At 42.5% G+C, this 21,190-nt stretch carries 20 protein-coding genes; 15 read left to right on the top strand and 5 right to left on the bottom strand.

What is annotated here, in order from left to right; translation table 11 throughout:
* Positions 1-7: 7 nt before the first annotated feature.
* The 12 genes from thrB (at position 8) to MHN81_RS13410 (ending at position 12,894) form a co-directional block, all read left to right on the top strand.
* Complete coding sequence (gene thrB, locus MHN81_RS13465; RefSeq protein WP_239425956.1) at positions 8-937, top strand: homoserine kinase; 930 nt, start codon at positions 8-10, stop codon at positions 935-937.
* Between the two features lie 9 nt (positions 938-946).
* Positions 947-2,233: a threonine synthase gene (gene thrC, locus MHN81_RS13460; RefSeq protein ID WP_239425955.1), complete on the top strand. Its 1,287-nt coding sequence runs from the start codon at positions 947-949 to the stop codon at positions 2,231-2,233.
* A gap of 254 nt (positions 2,234-2,487) precedes the next feature.
* Positions 2,488-3,744, top strand: coding sequence for a serine hydroxymethyltransferase (gene glyA / locus MHN81_RS13455; RefSeq protein WP_023398518.1), 1,257 nt, complete (start codon positions 2,488-2,490; stop codon positions 3,742-3,744).
* Between the two features lie 163 nt (positions 3,745-3,907).
* Positions 3,908-4,357, top strand: a complete 450-nt coding sequence (nrdR, locus tag MHN81_RS13450; protein ID WP_023398519.1) for a transcriptional regulator NrdR — start codon at positions 3,908-3,910, stop codon at positions 4,355-4,357.
* Positions 4,357-5,472, top strand: coding sequence for a bifunctional diaminohydroxyphosphoribosylaminopyrimidine deaminase/5-amino-6-(5-phosphoribosylamino)uracil reductase RibD (gene ribD, locus MHN81_RS13445; RefSeq protein WP_239425954.1), 1,116 nt, complete (start codon positions 4,357-4,359; stop codon positions 5,470-5,472). Before nrdR ends, ribD begins: the two co-directional genes overlap by 1 nt.
* A gap of 8 nt (positions 5,473-5,480) precedes the next feature.
* Positions 5,481-6,137: a riboflavin synthase gene (locus tag MHN81_RS13440; RefSeq protein WP_023398521.1), complete on the top strand. Its 657-nt coding sequence runs from the start codon at positions 5,481-5,483 to the stop codon at positions 6,135-6,137.
* A gap of 35 nt (positions 6,138-6,172) precedes the next feature.
* Complete coding sequence (ribBA, locus tag MHN81_RS13435) at positions 6,173-7,285, top strand: bifunctional 3,4-dihydroxy-2-butanone-4-phosphate synthase/GTP cyclohydrolase II (protein ID WP_023398522.1); 1,113 nt, start codon at positions 6,173-6,175, stop codon at positions 7,283-7,285.
* Positions 7,286-7,400: 115 nt separating this feature from the next.
* On the top strand, positions 7,401-7,865 hold the full coding sequence (gene ribE, locus MHN81_RS13430) for a 6,7-dimethyl-8-ribityllumazine synthase (RefSeq protein ID WP_023398523.1): 465 nt from the start codon (positions 7,401-7,403) through the stop codon (positions 7,863-7,865).
* Positions 7,866-7,876: 11 nt separating this feature from the next.
* Positions 7,877-8,287 (top strand): transcription antitermination factor NusB, encoded by a 411-nt coding sequence (gene nusB, locus MHN81_RS13425; protein WP_023398524.1) that lies wholly within the window; start codon positions 7,877-7,879, stop codon positions 8,285-8,287.
* Positions 8,288-8,331: 44 nt separating this feature from the next.
* Positions 8,332-9,297, top strand: a complete 966-nt coding sequence (thiL, locus tag MHN81_RS13420; protein WP_023398525.1) for a thiamine-phosphate kinase — start codon at positions 8,332-8,334, stop codon at positions 9,295-9,297.
* Between the two features lie 8 nt (positions 9,298-9,305).
* A complete protein-coding gene (locus tag MHN81_RS13415; protein WP_023398526.1) occupies positions 9,306-9,791 on the top strand; it encodes a phosphatidylglycerophosphatase A in 486 nt (161 codons plus the stop codon).
* A 25-nt stretch (positions 9,792-9,816) separates the two neighbouring features.
* Entirely contained in the window at positions 9,817-12,894 is a 3,078-nt protein-coding gene (locus MHN81_RS13410; RefSeq protein ID WP_023398527.1) for a ligand-binding sensor domain-containing diguanylate cyclase, read from the top strand.
* Positions 12,895-12,994: 100 nt separating this feature from the next.
* On the opposite strand, the gene MHN81_RS13405 is transcribed toward MHN81_RS13410, so the two are convergent.
* Positions 12,995-13,780: a transporter substrate-binding domain-containing protein gene (locus MHN81_RS13405; RefSeq protein WP_023398528.1), complete on the bottom strand. Its 786-nt coding sequence runs from the start codon at positions 13,778-13,780 to the stop codon at positions 12,995-12,997.
* 249 nt (positions 13,781-14,029) lie between these two features.
* Between MHN81_RS13405 and MHN81_RS13400 the strand changes: the two genes are divergently transcribed.
* Positions 14,030-15,007 carry an FHA domain-containing protein gene (locus MHN81_RS13400; protein ID WP_023398529.1) on the top strand — a complete coding sequence of 326 codons (978 nt, stop codon included), beginning with the start codon at positions 14,030-14,032 and terminating at the stop codon, positions 15,005-15,007.
* Between the two features lie 36 nt (positions 15,008-15,043).
* The gene (locus MHN81_RS13395; protein WP_239425953.1) at positions 15,044-15,913 is read left to right on the top strand and encodes a hypothetical protein; all 870 of its coding nucleotides are present in this window, start codon (positions 15,044-15,046) and stop codon (positions 15,911-15,913) included.
* A 42-nt stretch (positions 15,914-15,955) separates the two neighbouring features.
* On the opposite strand, the gene phaC is transcribed toward MHN81_RS13395, so the two are convergent.
* The 3 genes from phaC to MHN81_RS13380 all read right to left on the bottom strand — a co-directional run bounded on the left by phaC (position 15,956) and on the right by MHN81_RS13380 (position 19,146).
* Complete coding sequence (phaC, locus tag MHN81_RS13390) at positions 15,956-17,725, bottom strand: class I poly(R)-hydroxyalkanoic acid synthase (RefSeq protein WP_023398531.1); 1,770 nt, start codon at positions 17,723-17,725, stop codon at positions 15,956-15,958.
* A gap of 232 nt (positions 17,726-17,957) precedes the next feature.
* Positions 17,958-18,302 carry a phasin family protein gene (locus MHN81_RS13385; protein WP_023398532.1) on the bottom strand — a complete coding sequence of 115 codons (345 nt, stop codon included), beginning with the start codon at positions 18,300-18,302 and terminating at the stop codon, positions 17,958-17,960.
* Positions 18,303-18,396: 94 nt separating this feature from the next.
* Positions 18,397-19,146 (bottom strand): SDR family oxidoreductase, encoded by a 750-nt coding sequence (locus MHN81_RS13380; protein ID WP_023398533.1) that lies wholly within the window; start codon positions 19,144-19,146, stop codon positions 18,397-18,399.
* Positions 19,147-19,687: 541 nt separating this feature from the next.
* Here MHN81_RS13380 and MHN81_RS13375 point away from each other — a divergent pair.
* On the top strand, positions 19,688-20,095 hold the full coding sequence (locus tag MHN81_RS13375) for a rhodanese-like domain-containing protein (RefSeq protein ID WP_239425952.1): 408 nt from the start codon (positions 19,688-19,690) through the stop codon (positions 20,093-20,095).
* Positions 20,096-20,116: 21 nt separating this feature from the next.
* Here MHN81_RS13375 and MHN81_RS13370 read toward each other — a convergent pair whose 3' ends face one another.
* Positions 20,117-21,160, bottom strand: a complete 1,044-nt coding sequence (locus tag MHN81_RS13370; RefSeq protein WP_023398535.1) for an alkene reductase — start codon at positions 21,158-21,160, stop codon at positions 20,117-20,119.
* Between the last annotated feature and the right edge of the window lie 30 nt (positions 21,161-21,190).

The following is a 21,190-nucleotide window of genomic DNA, read 5'->3' as shown; positions in this document are numbered from 1 at the left end:
GCGCAACATGAGAAAATTTTATGCGCCAGCCTCAATTGGGAATTTTTGCGTTGGATTCGATTCGCTTGGTGCAGCGATTGCGCCGATTGATGGTCAGTTACTGGGCGATGTGGTTAGTATTGAAGAAGCTCAGCGAGATCAGTTTAGCTGCGTTGGTAAATATGCCCACAAATTGCCTCAAGAAGCACAAGATAACCTCGCCTTTCAGTGTTTAACACATTTTAGATCGCATGTGAAAGCTGATATGCCTAGTCTGTCATTGACCCTTGAAAAAAGGTTGCCGGTCGGCTCTGGGCTAGGATCTAGTGCTTGTTCCGTTGTTGCAACATTTGCAGCGTTGAATGCTTTTGCAGGCACACAGCTGTCTCAAATTCAAATGATCGAGTTGATGGCTGATTTTGAAGCTAAGGTGAGTGGGGCTCGTCACTACGATAATATCACGCCATGCTATTTGGGAGGGCTCCAGTTGACGGCTGAGTTGGTACCAAATCGCGCATTGGCTTTGCCAGTTGACCCTAATTGGTACATTGTGGTGGCCTATCCTGGTTTTGCTTTAAATACTGCAAAGGCAAGAGCAGTGTTACCGCCAGAATTGAAACTTGGAGACAGTGTTGCTTTTGCACAACGATTGTCAGCATTTTGCGCGCTGCTACAACTAAATAGATTTAGTGAGGCAGTATCGCTTATGCAAGACTCAGTGGCAGAGCCTTGTCGATCAGAGTTGATTGATGGATACGCTGATGCCAAGTTGAGTCTACCTGAGCTAGGTGCGAGCGTAGTGAGTATATCAGGCGCAGGCCCAACATTATTTGCTCTGTGCCCAACATTAAACGTGGCCCATCAATGCCAGTCTTGGCTAGAGTCGAATTATTTAAATGAGCACGGTTTTAGCCATATCTGTCAGCTGGACAGTGCAGGTACCAGAGAATTGGTTTAAGGAATTGATATGAATTTAGTAAATCTAATGGACCCTCAGCAGCAGGTTTCATTTACAGAAGCGGTTAAAATCGGCTTAGGCCGCAACCAAGGCGTTTTTTTCCCACAAAATCTAGTGCTACTCGAGGATATTAACGCACTATTGGCTATGCCATTTCAAGCGCGTAGCAGCCGTATATTGCAGCATTTGATTGGTGATGAGCTACCTAGCGATACATTGGATGCCATGGTCAAAAGTGCTTTTAACTTTCCTGCGCCGCTGGTGGAAGTGGAAAGCGGTACTTATTGTTTAGAGTTGTTTCATGGTCCAACATTGGCGTTCAAAGATTTTGGTGGACGCTTTATGTCAGAGTGCATTAGCTTGTTTAATCAAGGTGAGCGTGTCACCATTTTAACTGCCACCAGCGGTGATACAGGGGCAGCTGTTGCCCATGCATTTTATGGCAAAGAAAATGTTGATGTAGTGATTTTATATCCTAAAGGCAAGATATCACTCGCACAACAAAAGTTGTTTACTACACTTGGTGGCAATATTCATTGTTTCGCAGTAGATGGCAGCTTCGATGACTGCCAGGCGCTGGTAAAACAGGCATTTTTGGATGATGAAGTTAAGTCTCAGCTAGGGTTGAACTCAGCCAACTCAATTAATATCAGTCGGTTATTAGCCCAAGTGTGCTATTACTTTGAGGCATTTGCACAATTAAAAGACTCGCAACGCGAGCAGGTTCATGTATCAGTACCGAGTGGCAATTTTGGCAATGTTTGTGCTGCCATGATAGCGGCTGCAATAGGGTTACCTGTTAAAAAGCTTAGTGCGACGACTAATCAGAATGATACTGTACCGCGTTATATCGAAACAGGAAATTGGTCCCCAAATGCTACGCTCGAGTCATTGTCTAATGCTATGGATGTGAGTAAACCTAATAACTGGCCACGAGTTGAAAGTATGCTTAATGGTAACTCTTTTGCTAAAGATGATTTTTATTCATGTTCGGTTTCAGAATCTCGCACCCAAGAAGTGATGAAGGAAATCAATAAACTTGGTTATATTGCAGAGCCGCATACGGCAATAGCCTATGAAGGTCTACGCTTAAACCATGCAGAAAATGAAACAGGTATCTTTTTGGCTACAGCGCATCCAGCTAAATTTAAAGAGTCTGTTGAAGGTGTTCTAGAACAACAACTTGAAATGCCAGAAGTCCTTGCAGCTGCGCTGGCAAAGCAGTGTTTAGCTGAATCAATTAGTGCCGACTACGAAGGGTTAAAGAAGCGCCTTTTTGAAAAGTTAGTACCATAAGCGCAGCTGATTAAACTATTTGTGCATACAGTAAGTAACAATGGGTGAATGTATGCATATTTTATTTTTTAATGAAAAAATCAATTTACATAATTTTTTTTTATATTTAAATAAAAAAATATCATCCCTTAAACACTGTGAAATAAATTCAATCCTTGCTTAAATATGCTCACGCAGATTTCGTAGGCAATTGGATGTAAATTGCGTACAATTGCATTCGGTAAATTTAATCATACGTGCACCTAGGAGAAACCATGTTAGAACGTAACATGAATATTGCAGATTTTGACCCTGAACTATTTAACGCGATCCAATCAGAGACGACTCGTCAAGAAGAGCACATTGAGCTAATCGCATCTGAAAACTACTGTAGCCCGCGTGTTTTAGAGGCTCAAGGGTCACAGCTTACAAACAAGTACGCAGAAGGTTACCCAGGCAAGCGTTACTATGGTGGTTGTGAACACGTTGATGTTGTAGAACAACTTGCAATTGATCGTGCATGTGAACTATTTGGTGCTGATTACGCAAACGTACAGCCACATGCTGGTTCACAAGCAAACGCAGCGGTATTCCAAGCTCTACTTCAGCCACATGACACTGTGTTAGGTATGAGCCTTGCACACGGCGGTCACTTGACTCATGGCTCTCACGTAAACTTTTCAGGTAAGACTTATAATGCAATCCAATACGGTCTAAACGAAGAAACCGGTGAGATCGATTATGCACAAGTAGAAGCGTTAGCACTTGAGCACAAGCCAAAGATGATCATTGGTGGTTTCTCTGCATACTCAGGTATTGTTGATTGGGCTAAGTTCCGCGAAATCGCTGACAAAGTAGGCGCATACTTACTTGTAGACATGGCACACGTAGCAGGTCTAGTTGCGGCTGGTGTATACCCTAACCCTGTACCTCATGCGCACGTTGTGACAACAACTACGCACAAAACGCTTGCTGGTCCGCGTGGTGGTTTAATTGTATCAGCTTGTGGCGATGAAGATGTTTACAAAAAGCTAAACAGTGCAGTATTCCCAGGTGGCCAAGGTGGTCCTTTATGTCATGTTATTGCGGCAAAAGCAGTAGCATTCAAAGAAGCGTTAGAGCCTGAGTTCAAGACTTACCAAACTCAAGTTGTTAAAAATGCACAAGCTATGGTTGCAGTACTTCAAGAGCGTGGCTACAAAGTTGTTTCTGGTAAAACAGATAACCACCTGTTCCTACTAGACCTAATTGATAAAGATATCACAGGTAAAGACGCTGATGCGGCGCTTGGTCGTGCAAATATCACTGTTAACAAGAACTCAGTACCTAATGACCCGCGCTCTCCATTTGTAACGTCAGGTCTACGTATTGGTTCTCCTGCGATCACTCGTCGTGGCTTTAAAGAAGCAGAAGCGGGTGAACTGGCAGGTTGGATCTGTGATGTACTTGACAACATCAATGATGAATCAGTGCAAGCAGAAGTAAAAGAAAAGGTAAAAGCTATCTGTGCTAAATTGCCTGTTTACGCATAATTACACTCACAATTTGCGTTATTTTTGATATTATAAAGGCCGCATTTATGCGGCCTTTTTATTTTCTGTCATCCTGCGCAATTGAACACGCGTAGTTGCCATTGAGTGGCATTGATGATTTTCAAACACGCCGCATTAATAGACTACCTAACAGTGAGAATATATGCATTGTCCTTTTTGTACGGCAAAAGATACCAAAGTAATTGATTCGCGATTGGTGGCATCAGGCCATCAAGTGCGTCGCCGTCGCGAGTGTATAGTTTGTCATGAGCGCTTTACGACCTTCGAAGGCGCTGAATTATTGATGCCAAGAGTAATCAAACAAGATGGCACCCGAGAGCCTTTCAATGAAGATAAGCTGCTCAATGGGTTACACCGTGCTTTAGAGAAGCGCCCCGTTAGTACAGAACAAATAGAAGAAGTTGTACATCAAATAAAATCTCAGATCCGAGCAACCGGAGAGCGTGAAGTAAACAGCAAAATGATTGGTGAATGCATTATGGAAGCACTTAAAAAGCTGGATAAAGTCGCTTATGTGCGTTTTGCCTCGGTGTATCGCAGTTTTGAAGATATCAAAGAGTTTGGTGAAGAAATTGCGAGGTTGGGTGACTAATGGAGTTTTCGCAGGCCGACCATGACTATATGGCAATGGCCATTGAACTTGCTAAGCAAGGACAGTACACGACAACGCCTAACCCGAACGTCGGCTGTGTCATCGTAAAAAATGATCAAGTGATAGGGCAGGGGTTTCACATACAAGCGGGTGGTCCCCACGCTGAAGTACACGCGCTGCGGCAGGCTGCTGGAAATACCCATGGAGCCACTGCATATGTAACATTAGAGCCGTGCAGTCACTATGGCCGTACTCCACCGTGTGCAAAAGGGTTGATAGATGCGGGCGTAAAAAAAGTAATTTGCGCTATGGTGGATCCTAATCCACAAGTTGCCGGTAATGGTTTGAAAATGTTGGAAGAAGCTGGGATCGAAACAGCATTTGGCTTACTTGAACACGAAGCGCGTGCGCTGAATAAAGGGTTCCTAAAAAGAATGGAAACCGGTAGGCCTTATGTGATTGCAAAGCTGGCCGCGAGCTTAGATGGAAAAACAGCCCTGCAAAATGGCCAAAGCAAATGGATAACTGGTCCGCAGGCGAGACGGGACGTACAAAAATACCGGGCACAAAGTTGTGCCATATTATCAGGTGCTGATACGGTGTTAATGGACGACGCTAAACTTAATGTGCGCGCTGGTGAATTTGAAGATTTTGACAAGGTTTCTCAGTTAGCAGAGCTGCGTCAACCAATTCGAGTGATCATTGATTCGCAAAATCGTTTACATCCAGCGCTCAACTTATTCAGCTGTGGATCAAAAGTCATTATTTTTCGTTCCAAACTTGATAATCAGCATCAGTGGCCTCATTTCGTAGAGCAAGTATGTTTGCCCACTGTAAATGACAAACTTGATCTTAGAGCTGCGCTAATATATTTAGCCCAGCAAAATGTGAATCAGATATGGCTTGAAGCCGGTGCGACATTATGTGGCGCAATGCATGAACAAGTCCTCATCGATGAATATATCATTTACGTGGCGCCAAAAATTATCGGCGAAGGCGGCAAAGGTTTGTTTAACAGCTCGGTATTGACTGAAATGGGTCAGATCGCTGAGCTTGAAATTACAGAATGTGCGCAAGTAGGCACAGATATTCGCATTAAAGCGACTAAAAAATAAGAGAATTTATGTTTACAGGCATTATTGAAGCAACCGGCACATTATCAGAGCTAACACTAAAGCAAGGCGACTTAAGTGTTAAAGTAAAATCCCATAATTTAGATATGGCAGATGTAGCACTGGGTGACAGCATTGCGACCAATGGTGTTTGTTTAACCGTAGTAGAAAAATACAGTGATGGTTTCAGAGCTGACGTGTCAAATGAAACGCTATCACTGACACGATTTGGTGAGTATCAAGTTGGTCAAAAGGTGAATTTAGAAAAAGCACTGCAGCCTGTCTCACGTCTTGGTGGACATCTGGTTTCGGGTCATGTAGATGGCATTGCAACCATTGTTTCTGTTGAAGCGAACGCCAGAGCGACAGATTACTGGCTATCGGCACCTGAAGAGTTATTAAAATACATACCCTACAAAGGCTCTGTGGCCATTGATGGGATCAGCTTGACAGTAAATGCCATCGAGGGCAATAAATTTAAACTCACCATCGTGCCTCACACGGCGCAAGAAACCACTATCGCAGACTTTAAAGTCGGTACTTTGGTGAACTTAGAAGTTGATCAAATTGCAAGATATTTGGAACGTTTAATACAAGGTAGCAAAACGACTTCCAGCGAATCGACTCTCACAACCAGTTTGTTGGCACAAGCTGGCTTTATTAAGTAATTGGCCATTCAAACAAAGTAAATAATGGGAAAATTATGAGCTTAAATAGCGCAAAAGAAATCATCGAAGACATTAAAGCCGGTAAAATGGTGATCTTGATGGACGATGAAGATCGAGAAAATGAAGGTGATTTAATCATCGCGGCTGAGCATATTACGCCTGAGGCGATAAACTTTATGGCGACTTATGGCCGAGGTCTTATTTGCTTAACTATGACGCAAGAGAGATGTCAACAGCTCGACCTTCCGTTGATGGTTAGAAATAACGGCGCTCAATTTTCTACTAACTTTACTATGTCTATTGAAGCTGCAAAAGGCGTAACAACGGGGATTTCGGCTGCTGATAGAGCGCGCACAGTGCAAGCTGCTGTTGCCAAAGGCGCTGTACCTGAGGATATTGTTCAGCCAGGTCATATTTTCCCTATCATGGCGCAGCCGGGTGGTGTTTTAACACGTGCTGGGCATACTGAAGCTGGCTGTGACCTAGCTCGCTTGGCAGGACTAGAGCCGTCGTCTGTGATTGTTGAAATTCTTAACCCTGACGGCACTATGGCAAGACGCCCAGAGCTAGAAGTGTTTGCCAAAGAGCATGACATTAAAATTGGCACAATTGCGGATTTGATCGAATATCGCAACTTAAATGAAACTACCATTGAAAAAGTAGCTCAGTGCAAATTGCCAACAGAGTTTGGTGAGTTTGACCTTGTTACTTATAAAGACACCATTGACAATCAACTTCACTATGTATTGTTAAAAGGCGAAATAAAAGAAGACGAACCGACGCTAGTACGTGTTCACTTGCAAAGCACGTTCAATGACATTCTCCTATCGGATAGAAGTGCAGACCGTAGCTGGACTTTACATGGCGCAATGAAATATATCGCCGAACACCAAGGTGCATTAGTGATCCTTGGTAAGCATGAGCAAACAGAAGATTTGGAACAACTGGTCAAAGCGTTTGCTGCCGAAGATCAGGGTGAAAAGATTAACTACCGCAAATTCCAAGGCACTTCTCGTACTGTAGGTGTTGGTTCGCAGATTTTGGCAGATTTAGGCATTCAGAAAATGCGTCTAATGAGTTTGCCGAAGAAATATCACGCACTATCAGGCTTCCATTTGGAAGTTGTCGATTACGTAGAGCCGAAATAATCTCGGTCTTCACTTTTTACACCTACTGTCTTGCTGGACAGTAGGTGTTTTTCTTTAAGATGTGCTATTATGCGCGTCAATTTGGCTATTGCTAATACTGATCAGGAATCATCTAATGAAAATAATTGAAGGTAACAAGTTCGCACCAGGTAAAAAATTTGCCATTGTCATTTCTCGTTTTAACGATTTCATTGGCAGCAGCTTATTAGAAGGTGCTGTAGATGAATTAAAGCGCACAGGTGGCGTGAAAGAAGAAGACATCACAGTGGTTTATGTACCAGGTGCCGTTGAGTTACCTCTTGCAGCTAAACGTGTTGCAATGAAAAAAGAGCATGATGCTATTATCGCGCTAGGCGTTATTATTCGCGGTGGCACACCACATTTCGATCTGGTTGCCAACGAGTCAAACAAAGGACTAGCAAGCGTTTCATTAGATTACGATATTCCAGTTGCATTTGGCGTATTGACAACAGAAAGTATTGAGCAAGCTATCGAACGTGCGGGAACCAAAATGGGCAACAAGGGCGGTGAAGCTGCACTTGGTGCACTTGAGATGGTTAACGTACTTGAGCAAATTTAAGAGGAATCTCAGTGAAACCAGCAGCTAGACGTAAAGCGCGTGTGCTTGCATTGCAAGCTGTCTACTCATGGCAGTTAAGTGGCAACCCGATTGCTGATATTGAACAGCAAATGCTAATCGAAAATGACGTATCAAAAGTTGATGTAGAGTATTTTAAAGATTTAGCACGTGGTGTTGCAGTAAACCATAAACAGTTGGATGAAGCGATTCAACCTCACCTATCTCGTCCATTTGACGACTTAGACATGGTTGAGTTAGCGACTTTACGCGTAAGCGCGTATGAGCTTAAGTTCCGTGAAGATGTGCCTTATAAAGTGGCCATCAACGAAGGGATTGAACTGGCCAAAATTTTTGGTGCAGAAGACAGCCATAAATTTGTAAATGGTGTGTTGGACAAAGCAGTTAAGAAAATCCGCAAATAATCAGAATCATGAGGAGAGCCGGCGTTGGCCGGCTTTTTTAATGTATGAAGGAATTTGAGTTAATAAATCATTACTTCAAAGGCAGAGGCATAACTCGCCGTGATGTTGCCGTTGGTATTGGTGATGATTGTGCTGTTGTTGAAATTCCAGAGAATTGTCAACTTGCAGTGACCACAGACACCTTAGTCGAAGGTGTACACTTTTTCCCCGACATTCCACCAAGAGCGTTAGGTCATCGTGTATTGGCTGTTAATCTTAGCGATTTGGCCGCAATGGGGGCTGAACCTACTTGGGTATCAATAGGTTTAACTTTGCCTGATGTCAATATGGCCTGGTTGGAAGAGTTCACTGAAGGTCTACATGAAATCGCTGAATACTACAATGTACAGTTGATCGGAGGCGACACGACTCAAGGACCTCTCACTATCACAATTTGCGCCAAAGGAATTGTGCCAAAGGGAAAAGCATTGACGCGTTCTGGTGCCAATGTGGGTGATTGGATTTATATTACTGGTCCAGTGGGAGATGCGGCTTTAGCGATTGAATCTCGAAAACGAGGTATAGCATTAAGTCCAGATCAAACCAAGCGTGTTGTCGAAAAATTACATTATCCGAAACCACATGTGGCGGCTGGACAAGTGTTGAGAGGCTTGGCGACTTCGTGCATCGATATTTCCGATGGTTTGCTGGCTGATTTACAACACATTGTAGAGCGCTCAATGGTTGGAGCGGATATTGATGTAGACAAAGTTCCTGTATCCGATGATTTACGTGCGGTGGAAGATCAAGCACTTATTGATATGCTAAGTATGTCGTATGGTGATGATTACCAATTGCTCTTTACAGTAAACGACAATAACAGAAGTGCCGTAGAGGCAAGATTAATGCAGTACGGTGTCGAAGCGACCTGTATTGGACAAATAACTAATACTGTAGGCGAAATAGAGCTCTACAAAAATGGCGAGAAATACTCTATTCCAGAGCAAGCTGGCTATGAACACTTTAATTAGGAGCGAGCTTGGATAAGTCGTTAAAATTCAATCTCAAACGCCCACATCAATTGTTTGCATTGGGGTTTGGTACGGGACTTGCCCCCAAAGCCCCAGGAACAGTCGGTACTTTGGCTGGTTTGCCTTTTATTTTTGCCACCATGACGCTACCTATATGGTTTCAGGTTTGCCTCGCAGTATTGATGACGATATTTGGGGTTTGGGTATGTGGTAAAACGGCTCGGGACGTTAATGTACATGACCACCCTGCCATTGTATGGGATGAGGTCGTAGGTTTTTATATTACAATGATTGGAGCTGCGATCAGCTGGCAGTCATTGTTGGTCGGCTTTGCACTGTTTCGTTTCTTCGACATCGCAAAACCTGGGCCGATCCGCATGCTGGATAAGAAGCTACATGGTGGCCGTGGGATCATGGCGGATGATGTTTTAGCTGGTATTTTTTCATTGATTTGTATCCAAGCTTTGTTTAAAACAGGGGTCCTAGGCGGCTAAATTAAAGTTGAAAAAGAGGGAATCTATGCACAAGTTTTTTCTACTGTTAATTTTGACGGCTGTGTTTCACGTAAATGCGGCTATCAACGATTACGTTGTTAAACAGTGGAATATGCAAAATGATTTACCATCACAGAGTATTAAAAGTGTGGTGCAAGATCAGCAAGGCTATATCTGGCTCGGGACACAATTTGGACTGAGCCGATTTGATGGGCACCAGTTTGTAAACTTTAACACTCAAAACACCAATTTTTTAGTCAGTAATGCAATCAACAAGCTTGTTGTTGATCGCTTTGGTATGCTGTGGGTAGGTACTCGACGAGGCGTGTTGCGTATCGATCCGCAGACGATGAAAGCGCAGCAATTTAAAATACAAGCGGATGTAAAAGACATCATTGAAGATAATAGCGGCAACATCTGGGTTGCGGCAAATGGTCTGTATTACATCTCAGCTAAGCGTTTAATGTTGGATAAAAACAACTTAGACGATAGTAAATTATCACTTACACATATCAGTCAAATTGTCGGTGCTGTAACTAAAATGGCGCCATCTCCAGATGGTATCTGGGTGGTCAACGAGCGCCACTTATTACGTATAGGAGAAGCGCAGTTTGTGGGCTCAAACGGTATGAGACTGGAGTTATCCAGTAAAATCTCACTGCCTAGACAACTGGCTCAAACCAACATTCACGACCTAGCTTGGGTTGATGGCAAGCTATTTTTGGCTTCTCAACTTGGCGCATTTTTCTTGGATTTTGATGAAGTCTTGCGTCGCTTTGACGAAATTGGCAACAGCGCAGTTTATAAGTTTTTAAGCGATGAGCAAGGTGGTCTCTGGGTCTCTACATATGGTCGTTTGCTTTATAAAGAAAGTGGTGGAGAGTGGCAGTCTGTCGATCTCGTACAACTTGATCAGGGGATTTGGTTTACCGACTTGTTCATTGATAAAAGCAACAATGTATGGCTTGCAAGCATAAACGAAGGTTTGTGGCTTGCACATTCAGGTCGAGTGGAAAGATTTCAAGCGGGTTTGCGGGGCAAGCAAGCTATTTCGGCAATGACAATGGGTCCAAGAGGAAATGTCTGGGTCGCGACCCGTGAAGGGGTTGGCATGCTGGATCAGGATGATAACTACCAGCCTATTATTACGCCTGCCCAGTTAAAGGGTGTTGAAGTACACGATATGGAGTTTCTTGACGACCGCCTTTACTTAGGGACTGGACGAGGGGTTGTTATTTATGATGATGGCCGCTTATTGGCTATTCCAAATCGAGAATTTCGTCAAACGCAAGTATTTACGATTAGCCCGTCTAACCAAGGGGGGCTTTGGATCGGTACAGGGCGAGGCTTATATCGATTAGATTACAATGGTTTAACGCCATTTACCTATAATGCTTTTTTAGGTAGTCAGTTTGTCACCTATATTGTCGACTTTCCTCGCTATGGGTTTATTGGCACTGATAAAGGTGCTTACAAATACAATGAACGTGGAATTGAAAAGATCGGCGGTCAAACTTCTTTAGAATCTGCCTATGTGACGAGTATATTACACGTTGAAAATTACACTACGCTGGTCGGTACGTTTTATGACGGGTTGTATTATCGCACCAGTTCAGGTGATTGGTTCCAATTAGACGCATCTCACGGTCTACCATATGGACCGATTCTGTCATTGCATTACGACAAAGAGCAAAACTTTATTTGGGTTAGTTCAATGAAAGGGGTCTATCGCATGTCGATAGAGCAATTTACCCGTGAAATAGACAACCTCAAAGTAGAGCAGGTGATAAATCCTTTTGATCGTCAATTAGATGGCATGCCAAGTCAATGTTGTACAGGCCTTGGTCATGACTCAGTTGTTGAGGTGGATGATGTTCTTTTATATCCAAGTTTGCAAGGGGTGGTGAGGATCCCTAAAAGTGTTAAGTTGTTCAGTGATAGTGAGTTACAGCCCCGTTTTGAAGGGATCACAACCCCAACACGAGAACTGACACCCAATAAAATTGTTGAGAGTATAGTGCTTGATACAAATGAACGGGATTTGACCATCCGCTATACGGCAATTGATTTTTATGCGCCCCAAAGTATTGAATTTAGATACAAACTCGAGGGACATGACGATCAATGGCGCGATGCGTTGGCACGAAGAGAGGCCATATATACCAATTTACCACCGGGTGAATTTACCTTTAAGTTGGAAGTGAAGCGCCGAGGTGAAGATTGGCAAGAGGCCCATTCAAAGTCAGTTAAATTGACACTCCCACGCCGTTTTGACGAAACTGTATTTTTCAGGCTGATAATTACTTGTGGCTTTATTTTCTTATTTTATCTCGTTTTCTGGGTATTTAGAGCGCAAGAGCGGCGTAAACAGGCTGCGCTAGAAGAACTGGTAACAGAGCGGACGACCGAGTTGAGAAAAGCCAATGAAAAGCTAAATAAAGTAAATACGCAACTGAAATTGGTAAGTCACTCTGATGAACTAACAGGGCTCAAAAGCAGGCGCTTTTTATTCGATCAGTTACCCAAGGATATTGAACACTATCAGCGCAATGCTCACTCATTGAGAGAGCAGGGGAAAAGCCTTGTTTTAATGATTTTGAATATCGACAAGTTTAGCAAGGTAAATGATGCAAACGGCCCTATCGGTGGGGACAGTTGTCTCCAGCAGCTTGCGACATTACTCAATACACGCACCCAGGGGTCAGACTACGTGGCGCGTTGGAGTGGTGACGAGTTTTTGCTTCTACTAAGAGATTTTCAATGCTCCGATGTCGATGAGTATGTAAAAGAGCTATGTAAAGCAATTGGCGAGTTTGATTTTACTTTACCAAACGGCAAGTCTACAAAAATGACTGTTTCTGTTGGTTGGTCTTTCTATCCTTTGCAAATGCTAGGAGGGCATGTAATTGGTTGGGAAGCATCGGTTAATTTGGCCGATATTGCATTGCATCAAGTTAAGCGCAGTGGTGGAGATGGCGCTGCGTCAGTCGTGTTCGATGATGAGCTAGACGCATTTGAGTTCGAGCAGAGTCAAAACGTAGAGTCTCAATTACAATTGTTGCAATCAAATGGATTGGCAGAAATCAAAGTTTGGATGCGATAGCATTCGCAGCATTGCTTTTAAAAATAGGTAGCGCGGTGATACATTTACTTTTAGGTGTATCACCAGTTCTGAATTAAAAGCTAATTATGCGTCGTGTAGCTTATTCATTCATTTTCGCTTGAACTGTGAGTAAAGCTTCATCCATTTTTTGTATAAAGTCATATTTGAATGGAAACTTGTCGCCATTGTCTTTGGTGTAGCCAATGTGTGCGGTTCGGCTTAGAACTATGCGATCTTCTTTAAACTGCTTCATATCCAGTGTTTGAATCTCTCTTTTTACCGATTCAAATCCCATCAATGTTGATAATCTGTCGTTGACGTAGCAGTCTAAGCGAAACTTCGAGAGCTTTTTAATATTGGTTAGCGTATCTTTATTTTCCCAAATTTTAATCAAGCCTTGCCTTTTCGCCGAATTCAGCTCCTTATCTAAAATCAAAAAACCCGAATTAATACCTATATTGATCGGAGGTAGCTGAGGCGATCGTTGCAAAATATTGTTCAACGTAATGCCTGGGTTGCAAAATGCCACAACGTCTTCTGCGCCTAAAGATACTGAGTAAGGCCAAATATAGGGCCTTTTGTCTTTGTGGATATATGGGGGAAGTAAAGCAAAGGCTTCGCCATTCTCCATTGCTGCCACCCCCCGTTTCCATGGAATTGCTTCAAGTGTTACCTGATAGTGTTCAGATAATTGCCTCGCAGCTAGTCTAACTTGCTCGATATAGATGCCATATAGATATCCGTTGCTTTCGTATGAGTACGGGGGGTAGCTATCGTCTACTAAAATTGTAACACGTGGCTTGATAGGTGCATCAGCGGTGGCTGGGAAGCTAATGAGATGAGTGATGAGTATCAATACAAGTGATATAGTTATGGGACGCAACATAGTTTGTGTCATAGTTTATTTGAAGGGAGCCATTGATAACTTTAGGCAATTTTGATGGAGATTACCAGAATCAGGTTATCGACACGGAGTAAAGTAGACACAAGCATTTTGCAATTTTTTGCAGGTGTAATAAGGCGTAATTTATTTAGTTGGGCTTAAGCGTTAAAATGTGTAAAAGGTAGCTTGCGGCAAGTATTACGCTACATACCTAGTTCAAGATAGTACCAAAAAGAGAAATAAGGCGGATCCATGGCAAAGCTTAAAGTAAAGGACTGTACAGATGTGATCTACTTAAAGGCGTTTCATCGCTTTGGTAGGCTAACATACTCTGTAGATACGCAAGTCAGTGGTGTTGAGATTTCACGTATTCATGCAGTCATTGAACACAATGGACAGGATTGGGAGTTGCGAGACCTCAGTAAAAATGGTGTATGGCTGAACGGACAGAGAATTGCTTACAATCAAGCGATACACTTGAAAGTTGATGATGAGATCACTTTTTCTGAAATGCACCCTCAGACCTTTATCGTAGACTCAATTTCACCGCCAAAAGATTTGCTGATCCCGTCGTGTAATGATCAACCTGATGAAGTTATTCCGCTCGAAAAGTACCACTTCCTTCCCTCTGAAGCAGACCCTGAGTTAGTGGTTTTTTATGATAATGAAAAACTATGCTGGTGTTACGAACACCTTGAAAGTGGCAGAATAGTTGCGCTAACTGACAGTGATAACCTGTGTGTTGCAAATGAACTATGGTACCTATTTCAAGTTGAAGCAGCTTCTCAAGAAGCTACCATGCCTATTGATAAAGCGCACCAGTCAAATCTTGAATTTGTATTTGATATTAGTCTAGACGAAGAAATAACAGAATTAAAAGTGAATCATAACGGCGCAGCATTAGATTTTGACGTCAGAACACATCATTATCTGACTGCGTTACTAGCTCGTTATAAGGCCCGTGATGAGGCTGCTGTAGAAGAAGAAAGTGAAAGAGGTTGGGTGAGTGTATCTCAATTGTCTAAAGATCTAGGCATTAGTGAAAGCCACATCAATATCCAAATACACAGAGCTCGTAAACAATTTGTCGACTTAGTTGACGACAAAAGTTTAGCTGAGAAAATTATTGAGCGAAAACGTGGCAGAGTGCGCTTCGGTGGCAAACATTTTACCATTAAAAAAGGTTCTCACACTGAAGCATCCTACACAGGGCTGCAGCTAGCGCTATAATCCTAATTGGGATCCAAGTTTATAGCATGAGAAACTATGGGGCTTATAGGCCGTTGTATTGTCGGATTTACGTGTTTTATGGGCTGTTGTTTTCCTGCATGCAGCAATAACATTGACGCTGTATGGCACAGTGCTCCCCACACGTCTTTAGAATCTGAAAAAGTGAACAATTGGTTGCACCACGGGCTTGAAAAAACTACCTTGGTCCTTGGGAAATTAGAGCAACCGACTGTACCCGTTTATATTCATGCTATTGAGTATGCGAATGAACCCGTTCCCTGGGGCGAGATATCCCGGGGGAATATTGATAGCATCACACTTCATGTCAACACCAAAGCGTCATTATGGGCTTTAAAGGAAGATTGGACGCTATACCATGAACTCGCTCATTTATATCACCCTTTATTAGCTTACCGGGATATGTGGCTTGCGGAAGGGCTGGCGACCTATTTACAAAATGGGGTAATGCTTAGAAGTGGTATCATCTCGTCAGAAGAGTTTGTGCAACGTATCAGCGCGGGGCTTGCCCGAGGTGAAAGAGCAACGCGCACATTTACCGGTACTTTGTCCTCGGTATCTGAAAATATGTGGCGGTTAAAAGCATATCAGCGTGTTTATTGGAGCGGTGTCGCTTTTTTCATTGAAGCTGAATTAAAATTACAAGAGGAAGGTGTAAAGCACAGCTTGGTAGGGCTTATTGCTCGCTATCAAATGTGTTGCCGAAAAAATGCGAGCGCGGGCAAAAAAGGCAGTGCTTTGCATTTTTTGAGGCAGCTAGACAATCTAGCCGGGAGCAAGATATTGGAGCCCCTTTATCATGCCTATGGTATAAGGCGTAACTTCCCTGATATTACAAAACAGCAAGTGCATCTAGCTGCTCTTTATTATCTACCACTAAAAAAATAATGAGCGAGTAAAGGGCACAAAGCTTTACTCGCTTTTTTGATACTATAATCTGGCTTTAACGTATTCCCCAGGGGCGTCATAAATGCCAGGATTGGCTTTGGTTTTTACTGCCCGAGCGGGTACTTTTTCATCAGTGAATTGAGTTATCCACTTACCCCAATGCCCCCACCATGAGCCTTTTGTATGCTCAGCTTTTTCAAGCCATGCATTTGCTTCACCCTGCAGAGCCGGACCTGACCAAAATCCATATTTATTGGCTTTAGGAGGGTTGATCACACCCGCAATATGACCAGATTCACCAAGGACAAAGGTCGTTTTTGAGCTGGTATATTGGAAGCCTTTAAAGGTCGCTTGCCAAAGCGCAATATGATCGTCACGGGTAGACAGTGCATAGATAGGTTGTTTGACCTTTGTTAAATCAATTTTAGTCCCTCTGATATCTACTTCTTTATTGGCGATTAAGCGGTTTTCCAAGTACAGGTCACGCAGCATAAAGTTATGGCATTTTGCTGTAAGGTTTGTGCTATCGCCGTTCCAATACAGGAGGTCTAAATCCATAGGAGGTTGACCTTTAAGGTAATTATTGACGTAGTAATTCCAGTAAAGGCTGTTTTCCCTGAGCATACTGAACGACACGCCGAGTAGGTGTCCGTGCATAACACCGTTTTGAAGATTGTACGCCTCGAGTGCCGAGATAGTACCTTCATTGACAAAAACACCAAGTTCACCAGGCTGAGAGAAATCCAGTAACGTTGTTAGCAGCGTGGCACTTTTTATTTTCTGCTTCATGCGCTTAGATGTGAAATACGCCATGGCGGTTGCGACTAGTGCACCGGCAATACAATAACCGATGGCATTCACATATGCTTCACCTGTTTGCTTTTCTATCTCATCTAAGGCAGTAATGACACCGTCAACGACATAATCTTCAAAGCCAATTTCAGCCATACTCGGATCTGGGTTTTTCCAAGAGATCATGAAAACTGTATGACCATTGTCCACGGCCCATTTGACGTAAGAGTTTTCTTCTTTTAAGTCCAAGATGTAGTATTTGTTTACGTAAGGAGGGACAAATAAAAGCGGGGTTTTATGTACTTGTTTTGTCGTAGCGGAATATTGTATCAATTCAAACAAGTGGTTTTGGAAGACGACTCTACCCGGTGTGGTAGCAAGATCTTTCCCTAGTTCATAGGCATTCTCATTGGTCATGCTGATCCTAAGCATGTCGCCACTTTTTGCCATATCTTTTTTGAACAGTTCAAGACCGTTAATTAGGTTTTGTCCTTCGGACTCGATGGTTAGTTTTAATAACTCTGGATTTGTGGTGATGAAGTTACTTGGAGAAATAGAGTTAATAACCTGCCTGGCAAAGAATTCGAGACGTTCTTTTAGTTTTTCATCCAGTCCTGGCGTTTGACGAATTGAATCAAGTAATGACTGTCCAAAAAGTAAATAACTTTGTTTTATGTAGCTAAACCACGGGTTATCTTGCCATTCGTCAGCAAGAAATCTCTTGTCGCCACGCTCAGTCGAGATAACTTCTTCGCTTGAAGCGTTCAGGCTTTGCTCCCATGTTTGCTGAACAATTTTTAATTGTTCCTGCCACCAGTTTAATTGTTGTTTTGCAAATATCTCTGGTTGCTTTGTAATTTCTTTGGCCCATTCGCCAAAATCTTCCGCACTTTGTTCATTAAGCGCTTTTTGAACGGGACTATTATTGAACAAATTTTGTGAGAATATACTGTAAAGATCTTGATTATACTGCCACCAAGCGCTCATGGTCTGAGTAAAATCTTTATTGTCGGTATCCATTTTATGCTTCCTAGTAGGAGGTGTGACAGACGAGTCATTGCTGCAAAAGGCGCTGCATTTACCTGACAAACTGCATGAAAACTTGAGTTAGAGCTGGTGTATATTCATGGCGTTTTCGTAGCTAGAGCACGCTTACTCAAGAGGTATTACAAACAGACTTGTCAATGGTGTTAGCTCTAAAGTTTGACAGAGCGGCCTGAGCAAGCTTTATCTCACACAGGCCGACAGTGTATTAGACTTTTGCAGCTTTAACAGTTTCTTTAGAAATAGTTTCTAAATTGTCTTTAAACTCTTGACCTAGTTGAGTCAATTTTTGTCCATCTTCGATCAGCTGTTGGCTCAACTTATTGACTGCACTTAGTTGGCTTGCATTGAAATCGATGAAAGACTTAACGTCTTTTACTTCCGCTGCAGTTTTAAGTTGTTCAACTGATGTTTCAGTGAATGAATGAGCTGCATCAAGTTGAATTTTAGCCAGTTGCTCAATATTTTTAGCAACTAATTGATTGAACTGAATTGCTGGAGAGAAGAACTTCTCGCTTTGCTCAGTGATTGATTTAAAAAAGTCGTTGTACATGGCTTGCTTCCTATTGAGAGATAATCCGTTAAATTAAATGCAATATCCACCTACTACAGAAAAGTTACCTTTTCTAAATGGTATCGTTGAGTTTCTAGTTCATATACAGGCCGCCATTGAGGGCCAGCGTTTCACCTGTAATGTAAGCTGCGCCTTCAGAGGCTAAAAAGCTTACTGTTTCAGCTACTTCTAATGGTGTGGCAAGTCGCTGCATAGGGACTTGAGCTTTGATGCTTTCAAGTACGTCTTCGCGCATTTTCGCGACCATAGGGGTTTCTGTGTACCCGGGTGCAACAACATTTACAGTAACACCTGCTCTTGCACCTTCATATGCGAGCGACTTACTAAAACCTATCATCCCTGCTTTAGCTGCAGCGTAGTTTGCCTGACCAAATTGTCCTTTTTGACCATTTACGCTAGAGATGTTGATAATACGACCTGACTTATTGCCACACATGTGTGCAAACAACGGTTGGGTCATGTTAAACATTGAATTTAGGTTTGTATCAATGACTTCATGCCATTGCTGTACGTTCATTTTCTTGAACGATGAATCTCGGGTAATACCAGCGTTATTAACTAGTACATCAACCTTACCGTGTTTATCGATGATAGACTCAAGGCTGTTGTTGCACGCTTGGGCATCGGTTACGTCCAAAAATAATGGAGTAACAAACTTAGGGTTAATATTTGATTGGTTGCACCAAGTATCGAAGTCTGCTTCGGTACGTCTTGGGCTTGCCACGGCAATAACAAAGTAATTATTTTCTACGAGCTTTTGGGTAATTGCAGTACCTATACCACCTAAAGCGCCTGTTACTACTGCTATTTTTTGATTTTCCATAATATGCTGTTCCGAACATAAAGTGGCAAAACAACTGCACAACTAAGCCACAAATTCACTGAAGCCTATAAGCGTTCAGCAAGGGGTTAAAACTAACGCTATTGTTCATGCCTATTGTGACGAAATAATAACTAATTTGTTTAATATAAAAGACAAATTCTCATCATTTTGTATGTAATATAGGCACAAGTCCACTGCGATGGTCACTCAAAGCGCAATGAGCAATGTTAATTTTAGACTAATAACTCAAATTTAAAAATATAAAATCAAATTTGTCTAACCAATTGCCCAAATACGCGTGCAGTAAGTAATAGTCGCTATTTAAAATTCTGGTATTAGACTAAAGGCTAGTAGACACAAATTAATTCAAAGTTGATATTTTAAAGTTATTAATATCAATATGTTATTTGTTTTTTTGCGGTAAAAAAACAAATAGAAAAATTATCAATTGTATCTACTAAAAACACACTATTTTGGTTTTGGGTAATTTAATTTTGACTATAATTTACCAATAGTGCATGTTCAGTTTGAGGGTTGTGATATGTTGCATGTAAGACGCTTTAAGAGCTCTTTGAATTTATATAAGCTAATGATAGTTATATCAATATTGTTTAGCCCCTTGTCCTTTTCGGATACTAAGTTAGTCAGTGCTAAAGATCTTTTAATTAACCAAATGTCAGCAAAGCCTCATACCATCATAGATGTTCGCACGCCTGAGGAGTTTGCAAGTGGTCATTTAAAAGGTGCGCTTAATATCCCTTACGATCAGATAGCTGCACAGTCATTTTTGCTCGCAAAACTCAAGAGTGAAACGTTAGTTGTGTATTGCCGCTCTGGTCGCAGGGCAAATATCTTCGAACGTGCTTTGCTTGAGCAGGGTTTCAAATTGTTACACTTGGAAGGGGATATGCTAGGGTGGCAAAGCCAAGGGCTACCAGTTGTGAAGTGATAACCCTAACAGAGGCTAGATTTATACAAGTGAAGCGAGCATTTCTTCACTGTACTCTACCAGTGGCTGGTGATTTTTAACTCTTTCAATATAATCGGGGTTGGCAATGAGCGGTCTACCAATTGCCAGTAAGTCAAAACGGTCGGCTTGGATCGCTTCTGCACCGGTGTGTGGTGTAAATCCACCAACGCCGACCAGTGTGCTGTTGTATCGACTTCTTACATAATCAGATGCTCTACCTCCGAGGTGGTCGAAAGTCATTTGATCATCGAAAATACCGATGTGCAGAAATGCCAAATCACGTTTTTCCAATTCAGGTAATAGGTAGTCAAATACGTCCTTATCACGCGGATCTGATTGCATATTAAAATAGGCACCAGGTGATAGACGCAAAGCCGTACGATGGGAACCAATTTGGTCCGCTATGGCATCAACGACTTCTAGTGCAAATCGGCTCATATTTTCAGGTGTCTCACCATATTGGTCGACTCGCTTGTTGCTGTCATGATGTAAAAATTGATCTATGAGATAGCCATTCGCACCGTGGATCTCGACACCATCAAAACCAGCTTCCATTGCGTTTGAGGCTGCTTGAGCATAGTCATGGATGAGCTCTTCAATTTGTGCCACCGTCGCCGGAGTCGGTGTGATGTAAGTCAATTCACGCATGCGAGGTACGGTCCCTTCGACAGCTTCTGCACTGGGAGCGATGACATTTTCACCAGAGAAAAAGAAAGGGTGTGCTACTCGACCTGTATGCCACAGCTGAGCAAAAATCTTGCCTCCTTTTTGGTGTACTGCATCTGTCACTTTTCTCCAACCAGCGATTTGCTCGTCAGTGAATAAACCTGGAGTATTTGGGTAACCCTGAGCGTCAGGGCGAATGATGGTGGCTTCTGAAATGATTAAACCTGTGTCTGCACGTCGAGCATAATACGTGGCCATTTCTTCAGTGGGCACAAGATCGTCATCCGCCATGCATCGTGTAAGTGGTGCCATAAGTACTCGGTTTTGCAGTGAAATAGCGGAATTCAGTTGATAAGGTTGAAATAGAATATCTGTCATGGGTTGTTCTCTTTATTTGAATGTTTGTTC

Origin of the sequence: Pseudoalteromonas sp. Of7M-16 (assembly GCF_022347805.1) — a bacterium.
In the GTDB taxonomy this organism is placed as follows: Bacteria; Pseudomonadota; Gammaproteobacteria; order Enterobacterales; family Alteromonadaceae; genus Pseudoalteromonas; species Pseudoalteromonas luteoviolacea_F.
This window is presented reverse-complemented; position numbering and strand designations above follow the sequence as displayed.